Raw genomic sequence first — 15,335 nt, 5'->3', positions numbered from 1 at the left:
GACAGGCCGCTGCCGATCGACCAGGCCGACAGGGCGCGTCAGCTCCAGCAGGCCGTGCGGGACGATGAGCCCGAAGAACGTGTCGGCGCGCGCACGCGGCCCCGGACGGCGAGGTCTGGGCGCCCGCGTGGCTCAGGCGGCCGGGAGCGACTCCTGGGCGATCTCTCCCTCGATAGCCGTCGTCGCGCCCTCCAGGTGGGCCCGGCGCCCGAGCACGAAGACGTAGACCAGGAACGCGGCCCAGACCACGAAGCCGATGAAGTCGCGCACGATGTAGGGCAGCATGCTCGCCGGGGTCACGAACGCCTCCAGCAGGCCGCTGACCAGAAGCACGGCGACGAGCCCGAGGGCGACCAGCATGCCTTCCATCGCCGTCTCGGCCAGCGCCCGGCCGCGGGTGCGCAGCGGGCCCGGGGCGACCCAGGACCAGCCGATGCGCAGGCCCACGCCCGCCCCGACGAACACGGCGGTCAGCTCCAGCAGGCCGTGCGGGACGATGAGCCCGAAGAACGTGTCGGCGCGGCCGTAGCCGATCATGACCCCGCCGATGAGCCCGACGTTCATGGCGTTCTGGAACAGCAGGTACACGACCGGGAAGAAGACCACGCCCGCGGCCAGGCACTCGCCGGTGAGCAGCGCGTTGTGGGTCCACACGCGCAGGAACTGGTTCTGCGGGAGGTACTGGCTGTAGTAGCCCTCGAACTCCTCGTTGACCAGCGCGCTGATCTGGGCGTCGGAGAGGAAGTACCCGGCCACCGAGGGGTTGGCCGCCACGTATCCCATCAGCGCGAACGTGAACAGCGAGAACACGGTCGCCACGCCGCACCACCAGGGCCACGCGCGGTACACGGCCATCGGGAAGGTGTGGGTGAAGAAGCGCACCACCGTGGCGGGCGAGAACGAGGGGGCGCCCGTGAGCGCGTTGCGGGCACTCAGGACCAGCCGGGACAGCCGCGCGACCAGAATCGGGTCGGGCGATCGGCTGCGGATGAGGCTCAGGTGGGTGGCGGCGCGCTGGTACAGCGCCACGAGCTCGTCCGCCTCCGCCGCGCCGAGCTTGCGGCGCTTCGCCAGCTCCTCCAGGCGCCGCCACTCGATGTTGTGCTCGGCGACGAAGGCGTCCAGGTCCACTCCGGCAGCGTAGACGGCCCCCGCACGCCCCGGGTGCCCGTTCTCCCCGGCTGCGGCCCCCACGAGGTGCGCGGCTGTAGCAAACTGTCAGCCATGACCGACCCCTCGGCCGCGGCCGCCCCCGGCGAGCGCCTCGTCAGCGGCGAGGCCGTCGAGCTCGAGGTGCGCGTGGCCCGGGCCGGTTCCCGCGTCCTCGCCCTGATGCTCGACATCGCGCTGCAGTGCCTGCTGCTGGTCGCGCTGCTCTTCGCCACCGCCCTGGTGGTCTGGCTGACCCTACGCGCGAACGTCTTCGACGGGGGCCTGTTCCAGGCGATCATCGTGATCCTGCTGGCCGTCACCCTGATCGGGTATCCGGTGTTCTGGGAGACCCTCCTGCGCGGCCGGACGCCCGGCAAGGCGGCGATGGGGCTGCGCGTGGTCCGCGACGACGGCGGCCCGGTGCGCTTCCGCCACGCCCTCGCCCGCGCGCTCGTCGGCATGGCGGTCGAGTGGCCGGGCCTGCTCTTCCCCGTGGTCTCCTGGCTGGGCAGCCTGGGCGTGCTGATGCTGAACCCGAGCGGCAAGCGCATCGGCGACCTGGTCGCCGGCACGATCGTGATCCACGAGCGCACCCCGGCGGGCTGGGGCTGGGTCCCGGCGATGCCCCCGCCCCTGGTGCGCTGGGCCGCCCTGCTCGACCTGACCGGGCTGGACGACAGCCTGGCGCTGGCCGTGCGGCACTTCCTGGCCCGCAACCGCGAGATCGCCGAGCCCGCGCGCACGGCCCTGGGCCAGGCCCTCGCCCGCGAGGTGTCGCAGCGCACGACGCCTCCGCCGCCCCCGGGCGTGCCGGGCTGGGCCTACCTGGCGGCGGTCCTGGCCGAGCGGCACCGGCGGTCGAGCTACCGCCTGGCGAAGGCCCGGGCGGCCTCGGCGGCGGTGTGGCCAGGGCTGTACGCGGTCGTCACGCCGCGCTTCCAGCCCCCGAAGCACCAGCCCAACGTGACCAGCTCGTGGGCGCCGCCGCAGCCGCCGGCCGACCGGCCGCCGATGCCGCGCCCGCCGGTCCCGCACGCCTGATCAGGCGGTCCCGCACGCGCGATCAGGCGGAGCGCAGGCCCCATTCGCCGATGTTGTACGTCGGGCCCCACACGGACGGGTTGTCGCGGATGTTGGCGTACTCCGAGTAGGTGAACGTGAGCGTCGGGCGCTGCATGAGCGGCAGCACGTACGCGTCCTTCGTCAGCAGGTCGTCGGCCTGGTTCAGCAGGTCGGCCGCGTGCCGCGGGTCCACGTCCGTCGCCGCCGAGTGCACCAGCCGGTCCAGCTCCGGGTTCGTGTACCCGCCGTAGTTGCCCGCGGCCCCCGTGGCCCAGCGCCGCTCGGCCGCGCCCTGGTAGAGCGGGCCGTTCACGAAGTCGGCCAGCACCAGGTCGAAGTCGGCGGAGGTCAGGGTCTGCGGCAGGCTGTCGGTGGCCGCGGGGTGGGCGTCGATCCCGATGTTCTTCAGCGCGGCCGAGATCAGCTCGGCCGCGGCCGCGCGGGTGGCGTTGCCCTTGTCGTAGCGCAGCCGCAGCGCCGGCACGGCCTCGCCCGCCTTCGTGGACAGGCGGCCGTTGTCCAGCTTGTAGCCGGCGGTGGTGAGCAGCTTCTTCGCCTTCTCGGTGTCGCCGGTGCCCTGGCCGGTGCCGGAGATCACGTCCTTGTAGGCGGTGTCCCCGGGCACGAAGTTGTGGCTGCCCAGCGGCTTGAGGTTCTTGTCGAAGGCGCCGTACGTCTTCTCGACCACCGTCTTGACGCTCACCGCGGTGAACAGCGCGCGGCGCAGGACCGGGTCGGCGAGGTACTTGTTGCGCACGTTGAGCGTCAGGTGCTCCCACGCGTAGCTCTCGCCCACCGAGTAGATCACCCCGGGCGTGCCCGCCACGCCGGCGACGAGGGCCTGGCTCGGGCTCGGCGACATGCCGGTGAGCTCCTTGGCCTTCAGCGCGGGCAGGATCGCGTTGGGATCGGTGATGAACCTGAACGTGATGGTGTCGAGGCTCGGCTTGATCTTGCCGTACCACTTGTCGTTCTTCTTGAGCACCAGGCTCTGGCCCTGGTTGTAGCTGTCGACCTGGTAGGGGCCGCCGGACCAGGTCGGCACCGTGCGGGCGAACCAGTCGGACGCGGCCGCGATGCCGGCGGGCTTGGCCAGGTCGAAGCCCTGCTTGGTGGCCAGGTGCGAGGGGTACAGCCCGTCGTTGGAGAAGATGCCCTTCCAGTCGCCGAAGGTCTTGCCGTCGGTGAAGGTCATCGTGACGGTCTTGCCGCCGTCGGAGCCGACGATGCTCTTGATCACGTCGTAGCCGGCGGTGGCCGCGGGCGTGCAGTTCGAGCAGTGCGCCGGGTTGCCCGAGTTCTGCTTCCACGCGAAGACGAAGTCGTCGGCGGTGATCGGGATGCCGTCGCTCCAGACCGCGTCGGGACGGATCTTGTAGACGATCGTCTCGGGGTTCTGGTTGGTGATGTCGGCCGAGCTCACCAGGTCGGCGTTGAGCTGGAGGCGGCCCTGCGGGTCGACCTTGAACACCTGCGGCAGGAGGCCCGACAGCGCCTGCTTGGTCGCGGGCGAGGCGCCGTCGCGGGTGTTCACGTTCCAGTTGGCGATGGGCTGTTCGAGGCCGTACGTGTACGCCCCGCCGAGCTTGAGATCGCCACCGTTGCAGGTGGTCGGGTTCTTCTCGCAGTCCGCGAACCCGATGGTGGCCGTCGGTGACGGCTTGCTGGATCCGCCGCCGGTGCACGCGCCGAGCAGCAGCGCGGCCACCGCCAGCGCCGTGATCGAGCCCCGCATCTGCCTTCCAGTTACAAACGCCACCCGGCCACCATAGGGGGCGGGCCTAGACGAAGAGGGCACGACCCCACGAGTCGCCCGCGGCGGAGACGCCGGGTGGGCAGGCGAACAGGCCGCTGGAGACGTGCCGGATGTACTCGTTGAGCGTGTCCTGCCGCGACAACCGGGTCTGGATCGGCACGAACTGCTTGCGGGGGTCGCGCTGGTAGGCGATGAAGAACAGGCCCGCGTCGAGCCGGCCCAGGCCGTCGGAGCCGTCGACGAAGTTGTAGCCGCGGCGCAGCAGCCGTGCCCCGTCGTTGAACTGCGGGTGCGCCAGGCGCACGTGGGAGTCCCGCGGGATCGTCTCGCCCGAGAAGTCCGGCTCGTCGAACTCGCCCGCCTTGCCCAGCGCCGCGCCCTCGCCCTTGTTCCGGCCGATGATCGCCTCCTGCTCGGCCAGGGAGGTGCGGTCCCACGTCTCGATCACCATCCGGATCTTGCGGGTGACCATGTAGGAGCCGCCGGTCATCCACTCCGGGCCGTCGCCCGGCTGCACCCAGAGCTGCTCGTCGAGCAGCTTCGTGTCCTCGGCCTTCAGGTTGGCCGTGCCGTCCTTGAAGCCGAACAGGTTCCGGGCGGTCTGCTGGGTTCGCGACGTCGAGGAGGTACGGCCGAAACCCAGCTGCGACCAGCGCACGCTCACCACCCCGAAGCCGATGCGGGCCAGGTTGCGCACCGCGTGCACGGCCACCTGGGGGTCATGCGCGCACGCCTGCACGCAGATGTCCCCGCCGGAGATCTCGGGCTTCAGCGTGTCCTTGGCGAACTTCGGCAGGTCGGCCAGCGCCTCGGGGCGCCGGTCCGCGATGCCGAAGCGGTCCTTGCCCTCGGCCGTGCGGAAGAACGTCGGGCCGAAGCCGACGGTCAGCGTCAGCCCGGACGGCGGCAGCCCGATGGCCTCGCCGGTGTCGTCGGGCGCCGCCTCCGGCACCCCGTTCACGGCCCCGATGGCGCCGGCGTCCTGCCCCGCCGTCATCCGGGCCGCGGCCGCCGTCCACTTCTGCAGCAGCTCGGCGACCTCGGCCTTCTTGTCCGTGATCACGTCGAACGCGACGAAGTGGAGCCGGTCCTGGGCGGGCGTGACGATCCCGGCCTGCCGGGCCCCGTAGAAGGGCACCGCCGCGCCCGTGTCATTGGCCCGGGCGGGCGGCGGCTCGTCGAAGACCTGCAGGCCGACGGCCCCGCCGGCCGCGGCCCCGAGGGCCCCGGCTCCGGCGAGTCCGAGCATCTTGCGACGATCCATGGCGAAAACTCCAGCAGTTACTTGGAGGCGACGAGCGGGGCGACCTTGCTGATCGGCTCGGCGAGCGCGTTGATCGCGTCGGCGAGCGCCTTGAGCTGGGCCTCGGAGAGCTCGTTGTGGAACTTCCAGCCGTCGCCGTTGCGGTGTTTGTCGAGCTCCGCCTGCGCCGCCGCGAACTTCTCGTCGAGGCTCTTGGCCAGGGCGGCGTCCTTCTCCTCGATGACCGGGCGCAGCGCCGCGATCGCGGCCCGGGAGCCCTCGAGGTTGGCCTGGAAGTCCCACAGGTCGGTGTGCGAGAAGGTGTCCTCCTCGCCGGTGATCTTGCCGGTGGCGACCTCGTCGAGCAGCTCCTTGGCCCCGTTGGCGAGCTCGATCGGGGACAGCTGGACCGTCTCGGCCTTGCTCACGATGGTCTTGACGTCCGCAAGCAGCTTGTCGGCGGTCGGGCCGGACTTGCTGATGTCCTTGGTGACCCAGAGGTCCTTCTCGATCTTGTGGAAGCCGGTCCACTCCTGGCCGGGCTCGAGGTCGGCCTCGCGGGCGTCGATCGCCGGGTCGAGGTCGCCGAAGCTCTCGGCCACGGGCTCGATGCGCTCCCAGTACGTGCGGGCGATCGGGAACAGCGCCTTGGCCTTCTCGGCGTCGCCGGCCTTGACCGCGTTGACGAACTCGGTCGTCTTGTCGATCAGGGCGCCCGTGTTGTTCTTCACGTACGTCTGGTAGTCCTTGGTCGCCTGGGCGAGCTTGGCGTCGTCGGTCAGCGGCTTGCTCTCGCCGGTGGCCTTGAACTGGCCGCGGATGCCGTTGCCGATCATGCCCGGCTTGCAGGCGGTCTCGTAGGTGCCGGCCGGCAGCTCCACGATGAGGTCGCGGGTGAGGCCCGGCGCGACGTTCTCGACCTCGCCGACGATGCGGTCGCCGGTGGCGTACACGTAGAACTCGGTGACCTTGCCGCCCTTGTTGCTGACGGTGAAGGTGATCGGCCCCGACGCCGCCTCGGTCTTCTCGACCTTGCACTCGGAGTCGGTGGCGGTGACGGCGATCTTGCCGTTGGAGCTGGCCTCAGCCCCGGCTTCCGATCCGCTCTTGTCGTCGCCGCAGCCGGTCAGCGCGACGACGGCCAGCGCCGGTACGGCACCGAGCGCGAGCAGGCGTGATGTACGCATGGTTCTCCTACGAGACGTGGAAAGAGGGGGAGGTGCGGCGTCAGGCTTTGGAGGCGACCGGCTCCGGTGCCGGCCGGCGCAGGAGCGGCAGCAGGAAGAGGATCAGGACCGGCACCCCGTAGGCGACCCAGGCGATGGTCTCGAGCACGGACGGCTGCGGCGTGAAGTTGAACATGCCGCGCAGCAGCTCCGCGTACCACGCGGTGGGCGGCAGCGCGTTGGAGAGGTCGAACGCGTGGTTGTTCAGCCCTGGCAGGACGTTGGCCTCCTGCAGGTCGTGCACCCCGTACTTGAAGATCCCGGCGGCCACGAGCACGAGCAGCGCGCCGGTCCAGGTGAAGAACTTCGTCAAGTTGATCCGGATGGCGCTGGCGTAGAGCAGCCAGCCGAGCACGACCGATGTGGCCAGGCCGAGCGAGATGCCGACGATCGGCTGCCAGGTGTCGGCGCCCTGGGCCGCGGCGAAGAAGAGGATCGACGTCTCCAGGCCCTCGCGGGCGACGGCCAGGAAGGCCATGCCGGCGACCGCGAAGGGGCCGACCTGGATCGCGTCCTCGAGCTTGCCGCGCAGCTCCTTGGCCATCTGGCGGGCCATCCGCCGCATCCAGAAGATCATGAAGGTGACGAACACGACGGCGATCAGCGAGGCGATCGCGTCCACCATCTCCTGGTGGGGGCCGGAGAGGTACGCGGTGCCGGCCTGCAGCAGCGCGGCGACCCCGATGGACAGCAGCGCCGCGACCGCGACGCCGGTCCAGACCCACCTCAGCAGGTGCTTGCGGTCACTCTTGACCAGGAAAGCGACGAGGATCGAGACCACGAGCGTGATCTCGAGCCCCTCGCGCAGGCCGATCAGGTAGATGGCGGTCATTCGAGCTCCGCAGGTAAGCCTTGTCTTACTTAGGTCAGCATTACCTTAGACCTCACCGGCATCTGCTACAAGCTTGTGGCACTTGAACACCAAGGGCCCCGCCGGAGTACTCCGGCGGGGCCCTTGACGATCAGACTCAGTAGCGGTAGTGGTCCGCCTTGTAGGGGCCCTCCACCGGGATGCCGAGGTATTCGGCCTGCTTCTTGGTCAGCTCGGTGAGCCGGACGCCGAGCGCGTCCAGGTGCAGCCGGGCGACCTTCTCGTCGAGGTGCTTGGCCAGCGTGTAGACGCCGATCGGGTACTCCTCGATCTTCGTGAACAGCTCGATCTGGGCGATCGTCTGGTTCGCGAAGCTGTTGGACATGACGAACGACGGGTGGCCGGTCGCGTTGCCCAGGTTGAGCAGGCGGCCCTCGCTCAGCACGATGATCGAGTGACCGTCGTCGAACTTCCACTCGTCGACCTGCGGCTTGATGTTGATCCGGGTCACGTCGGAGCGGTGGGCGAGGCCGGCCATGTCGATCTCGTTGTCGAAGTGGCCGATGTTGCCGACGATCGCCTGGTGCTTCATCCGGCCCATGTGCTCGGCGGTGATGACGTCGAGGCAGCCGGTGGCGGTGATGAAGATGTCGGCGGTCTCGACGACGTCCTCCATCGTGGCGACCTGGTAGCCGTCCATCGCGGCCTGCAGGGCGCAGATCGGGTCGACCTCGGTGACGATGACCCGGGCGCCCTGGCCGCGCAGCGACTCGGCACAGCCCTTGCCCACGTCGCCGTAGCCGAAGACCACGGCCACCTTGCCGCCGATGAGGACGTCGGTGGCGCGGTTGATGCCGTCGATGAGCGAGTGACGGCAGCCGTACTTGTTGTCGAACTTCGACTTCGTGACGGAGTCGTTGACGTTGATCGCCGGGAAGAGCAGCGTGCCGGACTGCTGCATCTCGTAGAGGCGGTGCACGCCGGTGGTGGTCTCCTCGGTCACACCCTTGATGCCGGCCGCGACGCGGGTCCAGCGGCGGTTGTCCTCGCCGATGGAGCGCTGCAGCAGCTTGAGGATGACCGCGTACTCCTCCGAGTCGGCGGTGTCCGGCGACGGCACGGCTCCCGCGCCCTCGAACTCGGCGCCCTTGTGCACCAGCAGCGTGGCGTCGCCGCCGTCGTCGAGGATCATGTTCGGGCCCTGGCCGTCGGGCCAGAGCAGCACCTGCTCGGTGCACCACCAGTACTCGTCGAGCGTCTCGCCCTTCCAGGCGTAGACCGGGACGCCGGCCGGCTTCTCGGGGGTGCCCTCGGGGCCGACGGCGATCGCGGCGGCGGCGTGGTCCTGGGTCGAGAAGATGTTGCAGCTGGCCCAGCGCACCTGCGCACCGAGCGCCACGAGGGTCTCGATCAGCACCGCGGTCTGGATCGTCATGTGCAGCGAGCCGGTGATCCGCGCGCCCTTCAGGGGCTGCGTCGCGGCGAACTCGCGCCGGATGGCCATGAGGCCCGGCATCTCGTGCTCGGCGAGCTGGATCTCCTTGCGCCCGAACGCGGCGAGGGACAGATCGGCCACCTTGAAGTCACCGTCGGCGACGGTGCTCGGCGGCAGCGTGCTGGTCAATGCGATCTCCTGGTCTGCAGAGGCGTACGGCGACCCTTCACGGTACGCGGCGGCGGGAAAGCCTTCCAATCGCCCCTGGACGAAGTGACCGGGACAGCGAGCGGGGCGGCGGGATTGCTCCCACCGCCCCGCTCTTCCCCCCGGTTTGGTTCCCCCGCATTGGCTTGGAGCGCCGTCTCAAACCCTGCGTAGCTATGACACTACTCTGTGCAACTCAAATGTCAAGCAAATGCTCCGAATTCGGGCACCTTGGATTGGTAACGAGACCGGCCGCGCCGCGAGGATCGCGACGCGGCCGGTTCAGCAGCCCGCGCTTCGCGCGAGTCTGCCCGTGTGGGTGAACTCAGGACAGGGGCGTCGCCGCCTGGAAGGCCTCGCCGGACCCGCTGAGCGCGAGCTCCGGCCGGCTCGCCGGCGCGAACGCCGCCTGGCCGGGGCTCAGCGTCACCGGGACCGCCCCGTCGTCGACCCGGACGGAGCCCCGGGTGCACAACACGATCCGCGGTCCCGAGCCCGGCAGCCGCACCGCCGACCGGTCGGCGCTGAGCACCGCTCGGTGCAGCGCGAAGTCGGGCACGGGCACCGGGTAGGCCCACAGACCGCCGCCCAGGTCCTCCGCGTGGGTGACGGGCTCATCGAGCACCTCGAAGCGCAGCACCCGCAGCAGTTCCTCGACGTCCACGTGCTTCGGGGTCAGGCCGCCGCGCAGCACGTTGTCCGAGGCGGCCATGATCTCGACGCCGACGCCGCGCAGGTAGGCGTGCAGGTTCCCGGCCGGCATCCAGACCGCCTCGGCCGGGCGCAGCCGGATCCGGTTGAGCAGCGTGGCCACGATGACCCCGCTGTCGCCCGGATACTGCTCGGCCAGCCCGGTGACCAGGTCGTAGGCCGGCTTCTCGGCCGCCCGCGGCGCGCACGCGGCCACGACCTCGCCGACGAGGTCCGCGTCCGGATGCCCGAGCAGGCCCTGGACCGCGTCGTGCAGGGCCGCGGCCGGGTCGGCCTGGCTCAGCGCGTCGATCGTCGGCTTGAGCCGCGCCACGCCGAGCGCGGCGAGGTCGGCCGCGGCCGCCGCCGGGTCGCGGAAGCCGCACAGCGCGTCGAAGTCGGTCAACGCGACCAGCATCTCCGGCTTGTGCCAGGCGTCGACGTAGGACTGGTGCCCGGCCCCGTGCGCCGCCCGGGCCTGCTCCAGCGTCGGGTGCGCCTGCAGCGACAGCGGCTGGGCGGCCGCGAGCACCTTGAGCAGGAACGGCAGCCGGGTGCCGAAGCGCTCGACGTTGGCCGCGCCGAGCAGCGTCCGCGGGTCGGCGGCGATCGCGTCGACCAGCGAGGCGCCGCTCACCGCGAGCCGCGACGGGCTGGCCGGGTGGGCCCCCATCCACAGCTCGGCCTCGGGGTCCGGGGTCGGCGTGGGCCGGCCCTGCAACGTGGCGATCGCGGTGCGTGAGCCCCAGGCGTACTTGCGGATCGGGCTGTCGAGCAGTTCCACGGTCAGTGCGCCTCCGCGCTGGTCGGGACGGTGTTCTGGTCGGCCTCGCCCGCCTTGGCGGCGCGGTAGATGTCGGGCTCCAGGTAGATCACGCGGGCGATCGGCACCGCGGCCCGGATGCGGGCCTCGGCGGCGTCGATGCCGCGGGCGATCTCGTCGGCCGTCTCGTTGTGCCGGACCGCGATCTTCGCCGCGACCAGCAGCTCGTCCGGGCCCAGGTGCACGGTGCGCATGTGGATCACGCGCTCGACCTCCGGGCCGTCGACGATCGCCTGCTCGATCGCGGCGACCTGGTCCGGCGTGGCCGACTCGCCGACGAGCAGGCTCTTCATCTCGACCGCGAGCACGGCCGCGACCGCGATGAGCAGCACGCCGATGGCCGCGGTGCCGATGCCGTCCCAGATGCCGTTGCCGGTGATCAGGGTCAGCCCGACGCCGAAGAGCGCGAGCACCAGGCCGAGCAGGGCCGCGAAGTCCTCGAGCAGGATGACCGGCAGCTCCGGCTCCTTGGCCCGCCGGATGAACTGCACCCAGGTCGCCTTGCCCTTGATCTTCTTCGTCTCGCCGATCGCGGTGCGGAAGGACAGGCCCTCCATGACGATCGCGGCGAGGAGGACCGCCACCGGCACCCACTGCCAGGACTCGATCGGCTCCGGGTGGGAGATCTTGTGCCAGGCCTCGTAGATGGCGAAGACGCCGCCGACGAAGAACAGCACGACGGCGACGATGAAGGCGTAGATGTACCGCTCGCGGCCGTAGCCGAACGGGTGGCGCGCGGTGGCCCGCTTCGAGGCCTGCTTGCCGCCGAGCAGCAGCAGGCCCTGGTTGCCGGAGTCGGCCACCGAGTGGATGGCCTCGGCCAGCATCGACGACGACCCGGTCAGGAAGAACGCGACGAACTTGGTGACGGCAATGCCGAGGTTCGCGGCCAGCGCCGCCAAGATCGCTTTAGTCCCACCCTCAGTACTCACGGACTCACCAGATCCTTCATTTCCGACACAGCAGGGACGGCCATGGGGTCGAAGCCATGCGCCAGACCCAGGTAGATCGAGGTGAAGTCCGGCACGGCGACGAGCGACGCCAATCGTTCCAGAGCGGAGCCACCCTCGGCGGTGATCAGGCTCACCCGCACCCCCCGGCGCTCGGCCAGCTCCTGCACGGCCTCGGCCCGGCGCTCCTCGACCGCGACCGGCTCGCCGTCGTCCTCGTCCTCGCCGGCCAGCCCGCCGTCGCGCAGCAGCACCAGCCGCAGCCGGGTGGCCGGGTTGTCGGCGTCCTCGTCCGGGTCGGCGAAGATGTCCCGGTCGGCCTCGGCCAGGCCGCCGTAGACGCCGTCGAGCAGGCCGACCCGGCCCCGGCCCGCCTCGCCGAGCGCGCCGACGACTGCGGGGTAGCGGGCGTTGGCCGACAGCGTGTCGCCGAAGCGGCGGGCCGCCACGGTGGCCAGCGGCGAGGAGCCCCAGACGATCGGCACCGAGTGGGCCAGGTCCAGGGCCAGGCTCTTGCCCGGGTTCACGAACGTCTCCATCGCCGTGCGGCACCGCTCGGCGTCGGCGTCCAGCCGCGCGGCGGTCTCGGCGAAGTCGGCCTCGGTGACCTTGACCAGGCCGAGCTGGCGCGCGGCGAGCAGCACCGGGACGGTCAGGCCCCAGAGGCTGGCCCGGGCCGGCGCCCGCCGCGGCACCGGAATGAACGGCGCGCGGAAGCGGTCGGCCAGGGCGTGCAGCTGGGTGTCGGGCGCGCCGATGGCCACGAGCCGGGCCCCGCGGCGACCGGCGGCCTCGGCGGCGGCGAGCGCCTCCGGGGAGCGGCCGGACGCCGAGACGGCGATGACCACGTCGGCCGCGCCGACCCAGCCGGGGATGCCCGCGCTGCGGTGGGCCAGGACCGGCACCGGGCAGCGCGGCCCGGCGACGGTCTCGAGGATGTCGCCGGTGCGCGCGGCCGTGCCGACGCCCGCGACGACCACGGCCCGCGGGCGGCCCTCGTCGGCCAGCGCGCTCAGGTCGGTCTCGGCGGCCAGCGCCGCCGACTCCCGCACCTGGGCGCCGGCCGACGCGGTCGCCCGCAGCATGCCGCCCGGGTCGTTCTTCTCCAGCGCCTCGGCGTTGTCCAGCAGCGCCAGGTCGATCTCGCGATGCCCGCGGACCCCCGCAGTGCCTTCCAGTGGATTCATGCCGCACCACCCTCTTCGGTCTTGGCGGATTCCCCGCCGGTGCCGTTCTCAACCGCACCATCGGCAGAGGGCTGGCGCGCCTCGTCGAGCAGGAGCACCGGGATGCCATCGCGGATCTCGAAGATCCGCCCGCATTCGGTGCAGGTCAGCGTCTGCGCATCGGCGTCGAGGGTGAGCTCGGCGTGGTGCTCGTCGGGGCAGCGCAGGATCGACAGCAGGGCGGGGTCCACGGACACGCGTTCCAACTCCTTCTCAGCGGCGTACGACTCAGCGGCGGATGACGGCCAGCATCTCATCGCGCAGCGCCGCCATCCGCTCGGCGGTCGGCGCCTCAACGTTAAGCCGCAGAAGCGGCTCCGTGTTGGACGGGCGCACGTTGGCCCAGCTGCCGTCGGGGAAGCTGAGGGTGATCCCGTCGAGCCGGTCGATCTCCACCGGGAACGCCTGCTCGACCTCGGCCATCTTCGCGGCGGTGTCGGGGACCGTCGAGTTGATCTCGCCCGAGGCCGCGTAGCGCTCGTAGTCCTTGGCCAGCGCCGACAGCGGGGCGGGCTGGCCGCCGAGCAGGGCCAGCGTGTGCAGGGCGGCGAGCATGCCGGTGTCGGCGCCCCAGAAGTCGCGGAAGTAGTAGTGCGCCGAGTGCTCACCGCCGAAGACCGCGCCGGTGCGGGCCATCTCGGCCTTGATGAACGAGTGCCCGACCCGGGTGCGCACCGGCTCGCCGCCGTGCTCGCGGACGATCTCGGGCACCACCTTCGAGGTGATGAGGTTGTGGATGATCGTCGCGCCCGGGTCCTTGGCCAGCTCGCGGACCGCCACCATCGCCGTGATCACCGACGGGGAGACGGCCTCGCCCCGCTCGTCGACCACGAAGCAGCGGTCGGCGTCGCCGTCGAAGGCCAGGCCGATGTCGGCGCCGGTCGCGCGGACCTTGGCCTGCAGATCGACCAGGTTGGCCGGCTCCAGCGGGTTGGCCTCGTGGTTCGGGAAGGTGCCGTCGAGCTCGAAGTACAGCGGGATGATCGTCAGTGGCAGGCCCGAGCCGAGCACGGCCGGCACGGTGTAGCCGCCCATGCCGTTGCCGGCGTCGACCACGACCGTCAGCGGCCGGATGTCGGAGAGGTCCACGAGCTTGAGCAGGTGGGTGGCGTACCGCTCCAGGAGGCTGTACTGCTCCAGGCCGCCCTTGAGCTCACCCTCAGGGACCCGGGCCCCGCTGTCGAGGATCTGCTGCGCGCGCTCGCGGATCTCGGTCAGGCCGGTGTCCTGCCCGACCGGCTTGGCGCCCTGCTTGCACAGCTTGATCCCGTTGTACTGCGCGGGATTGTGGCTCGCGGTGAACATGGCGCCGGGCAGGTCGAGCACGCCCGAGGCGTAGTACAGCAGATCGGTGGAGCCCAGGCCGGCCTCCAGCACGTCGGCGCCCTCGGCGCGCGCACCGTTGGCGAACGCCGTCGCCAGCGCCGGGCCCGACGCCCGCATGTCGTGCGCGGTCACGATCTTCTCGGCGAACTCCCCGCGGCTGCGCAGCGTCTGGACGAACGCCCGCCCGAGTGCCTCCGCCACCGGCTCGTTGAGCTGGTCGGGCACCGTCCCCCGCACGTCGTAGGCCTTGACGATCCGGCTCAGGTCGATCACAGTCTCGCACCCCTAGTCGTGGTCGCTGTTCCTACGACGGAGCCTAGTGCGGTTGCGTTCCGTGCACGTGTCAGTCCTAAGTTGCGCATGTGAGATCCGGGAAAGCATGTGGTGCAGGATGAGCACATGGCGGAGGAAGGCAACTCCCTGCGGGCGATCGTCGCGGCCCTGTCCGCGAACCTCGGCATCGCGCTGAGCAAGTTCGTCGCGTTCCTGTTCACCGGCTCGTCGTCGCTGCTCGCGGAGGCGGTGCACTCGGTGGCCGACACCGCCAACCAGGTCCTGCTGCTCATCGGCGGCCGGCGCGCCCAGCAGCGGGCCAGCCAGCTGCACCCGTTCGGTTACGCTCGGTTCCGATACTTCTACGGCTTCCTCGTCACCCTGGTGATCTTCCTCGTCGGCGGCGTCTTCGCGCTCTTCGAGGGCTGGCAGAAGCTGCACCACCCGGAGCCGGTCGAGGACCCGATCTGGGCGTTCGTGGTGCTGGGCATCTCGGTCGGGCTGGAGTCGTTCTCGCTGCGCACCGCGGTGCACGAGGCCGAGCCGTCCCGCCGCGGGGCGCCCTGGCTGCGGTTCATCCGGACCACCCGCTCCCCCGAGCTGCCGGTCGTGCTCGCCGAGGACTTCGGCGCGCTGACCGGCCTCACCTTCGCCTTCGTCGGCATCACCCTCGCGGTGGTCACCGGCGACGGGCGCTGGGACGCGGCCGGCACGCTGGCCATCGGCGCGCTGCTCGTGGTCATCTCGATCACCCTGTCGCAGCGGATGCGCAGCCTGCTCATCGGCGAGTCGGCCGACAACGGCACCCTGCTGGCGATCGAGGCGGCGATCGAGCGGGAGCCGCTGATCGAACGCGTGATCCATCTGCGCACCATGCACCTCGGCCCCGACCAGCTGCTGATCGCGGCCAAGGTGGCGGTGCGGGCCAGCGAGACGATGGCGCACGTGGCCCAGGCGATCAACCGCGCCGAGAAGCAGGTCCGCGACGCCCTGAGCTACGAGTGCTTCATTTTTCTGGAGCCGGACGTGTTCGACGCCAAGCTCTTCGAGACCGCCGAGCGCCCGCCCGGCTCCTCCGCGACCGAGCACCGTGAGGCGTGGGAATGACCGGGCGCGGATTTTGAGGGGGTGCGGGTGGAGCGAAGCTCCCCCGCC

13 protein-coding genes are annotated in these 15,335 nt (G+C 71.0%); 2 read left to right on the top strand and 11 right to left on the bottom strand.

Features of this window, described 5'->3' with window-relative positions:
• Window positions 1–132: 132 nt before the first annotated feature.
• Window positions 133–1,131 (bottom strand): stage II sporulation protein M, encoded by a 999-nt coding sequence (locus ABT369_RS13810; protein ID WP_350612093.1) that lies wholly within the window; start codon window positions 1,129–1,131, stop codon window positions 133–135.
• A gap of 93 nt (window positions 1,132–1,224) precedes the next feature.
• Between ABT369_RS13810 and ABT369_RS13805 the strand changes: the two genes are divergently transcribed.
• On the top strand, window positions 1,225–2,193 hold the full coding sequence (locus tag ABT369_RS13805; RefSeq protein ID WP_350612092.1) for an RDD family protein: 969 nt from the start codon (window positions 1,225–1,227) through the stop codon (window positions 2,191–2,193).
• A gap of 22 nt (window positions 2,194–2,215) precedes the next feature.
• On the opposite strand, the gene ABT369_RS13800 is transcribed toward ABT369_RS13805, so the two are convergent.
• The 10 genes from ABT369_RS13800 to ABT369_RS13755 form a co-directional block, all read right to left on the bottom strand.
• Window positions 2,216–3,973: an ABC transporter family substrate-binding protein gene (locus ABT369_RS13800; RefSeq protein WP_350612091.1), complete on the bottom strand. Its 1,758-nt coding sequence runs from the start codon at window positions 3,971–3,973 to the stop codon at window positions 2,216–2,218.
• Window positions 3,974–3,995: 22 nt separating this feature from the next.
• Window positions 3,996–5,234, bottom strand: coding sequence for an iron uptake transporter deferrochelatase/peroxidase subunit (efeB, locus tag ABT369_RS13795; RefSeq protein ID WP_350612090.1), 1,239 nt, complete (start codon window positions 5,232–5,234; stop codon window positions 3,996–3,998).
• Between the two features lie 17 nt (window positions 5,235–5,251).
• Window positions 5,252–6,400 carry an iron uptake system protein EfeO gene (gene efeO, locus ABT369_RS13790; protein ID WP_350612089.1) on the bottom strand — a complete coding sequence of 383 codons (1,149 nt, stop codon included), beginning with the start codon at window positions 6,398–6,400 and terminating at the stop codon, window positions 5,252–5,254.
• A gap of 40 nt (window positions 6,401–6,440) precedes the next feature.
• Window positions 6,441–7,271, bottom strand: a complete 831-nt coding sequence (efeU, locus tag ABT369_RS13785) for an iron uptake transporter permease EfeU (RefSeq protein ID WP_350612088.1) — start codon at window positions 7,269–7,271, stop codon at window positions 6,441–6,443.
• Between the two features lie 136 nt (window positions 7,272–7,407).
• On the bottom strand, window positions 7,408–8,874 hold the full coding sequence (gene ahcY / locus ABT369_RS13780) for an adenosylhomocysteinase (RefSeq protein ID WP_350612087.1): 1,467 nt from the start codon (window positions 8,872–8,874) through the stop codon (window positions 7,408–7,410).
• A gap of 343 nt (window positions 8,875–9,217) precedes the next feature.
• A complete protein-coding gene (gene manA / locus ABT369_RS13775) occupies window positions 9,218–10,366 on the bottom strand; it encodes a mannose-6-phosphate isomerase, class I (RefSeq protein ID WP_350612086.1) in 1,149 nt (382 codons plus the stop codon).
• Between the two features lie 2 nt (window positions 10,367–10,368).
• Window positions 10,369–11,337 carry a cation diffusion facilitator family transporter gene (locus ABT369_RS13770; RefSeq protein ID WP_350612085.1) on the bottom strand — a complete coding sequence of 323 codons (969 nt, stop codon included), beginning with the start codon at window positions 11,335–11,337 and terminating at the stop codon, window positions 10,369–10,371.
• Window positions 11,334–12,542: an SIS domain-containing protein gene (locus tag ABT369_RS13765; protein ID WP_350612084.1), complete on the bottom strand. Its 1,209-nt coding sequence runs from the start codon at window positions 12,540–12,542 to the stop codon at window positions 11,334–11,336. The genes ABT369_RS13770 and ABT369_RS13765 overlap by 4 nt, the downstream gene beginning before the upstream one ends.
• Window positions 12,539–12,778 (bottom strand): Trm112 family protein, encoded by a 240-nt coding sequence (locus tag ABT369_RS13760; protein ID WP_350612083.1) that lies wholly within the window; start codon window positions 12,776–12,778, stop codon window positions 12,539–12,541. Before ABT369_RS13760 ends, ABT369_RS13765 begins: the two co-directional genes overlap by 4 nt.
• A gap of 31 nt (window positions 12,779–12,809) precedes the next feature.
• A complete protein-coding gene (locus tag ABT369_RS13755) occupies window positions 12,810–14,180 on the bottom strand; it encodes a phosphomannomutase/phosphoglucomutase (protein ID WP_350612082.1) in 1,371 nt (456 codons plus the stop codon).
• Between the two features lie 126 nt (window positions 14,181–14,306).
• On the opposite strand from ABT369_RS13755, the gene ABT369_RS13750 reads away from it, so the two are divergent.
• The gene (locus tag ABT369_RS13750) at window positions 14,307–15,287 is read left to right on the top strand and encodes a cation diffusion facilitator family transporter (protein ID WP_350612081.1); all 981 of its coding nucleotides are present in this window, start codon (window positions 14,307–14,309) and stop codon (window positions 15,285–15,287) included.
• Window positions 15,288–15,335 lie beyond the last annotated feature (48 nt).

This window comes from Dactylosporangium sp. NPDC000244 (genome assembly GCF_040300725.1).
Taxonomy (GTDB): Bacteria; Actinomycetota; Actinomycetes; order Mycobacteriales; family Micromonosporaceae; genus Dactylosporangium.
This window is presented reverse-complemented; position numbering and strand designations above follow the sequence as displayed.

What these genes read in the sequence shown, in the direction of transcription:
- ABT369_RS13805 (WP_350612092.1), top strand. Translation starts at nt 1,225, where the DNA reads ATGACCGACCCCTCGGCCGCGGCCGCCCCCGGCGAGCGCCTCGTCAGC.
- efeB (WP_350612090.1), bottom strand. Translation starts at nt 5,234, where the DNA reads ATGGATCGTCGCAAGATGCTCGGACTCGCCGGAGCCGGGGCCCTCGGG.
- efeO (WP_350612089.1), bottom strand. Translation starts at nt 6,400, where the DNA reads ATGCGTACATCACGCCTGCTCGCGCTCGGTGCCGTACCGGCGCTGGCC.
- efeU (WP_350612088.1), bottom strand. Translation starts at nt 7,271, where the DNA reads ATGACCGCCATCTACCTGATCGGCCTGCGCGAGGGGCTCGAGATCACG.
- ABT369_RS13765 (WP_350612084.1), bottom strand. Translation starts at nt 12,542, where the DNA reads ATGAATCCACTGGAAGGCACTGCGGGGGTCCGCGGGCATCGCGAGATC.
- ABT369_RS13750 (WP_350612081.1), top strand. Translation starts at nt 14,307, where the DNA reads ATGGCGGAGGAAGGCAACTCCCTGCGGGCGATCGTCGCGGCCCTGTCC.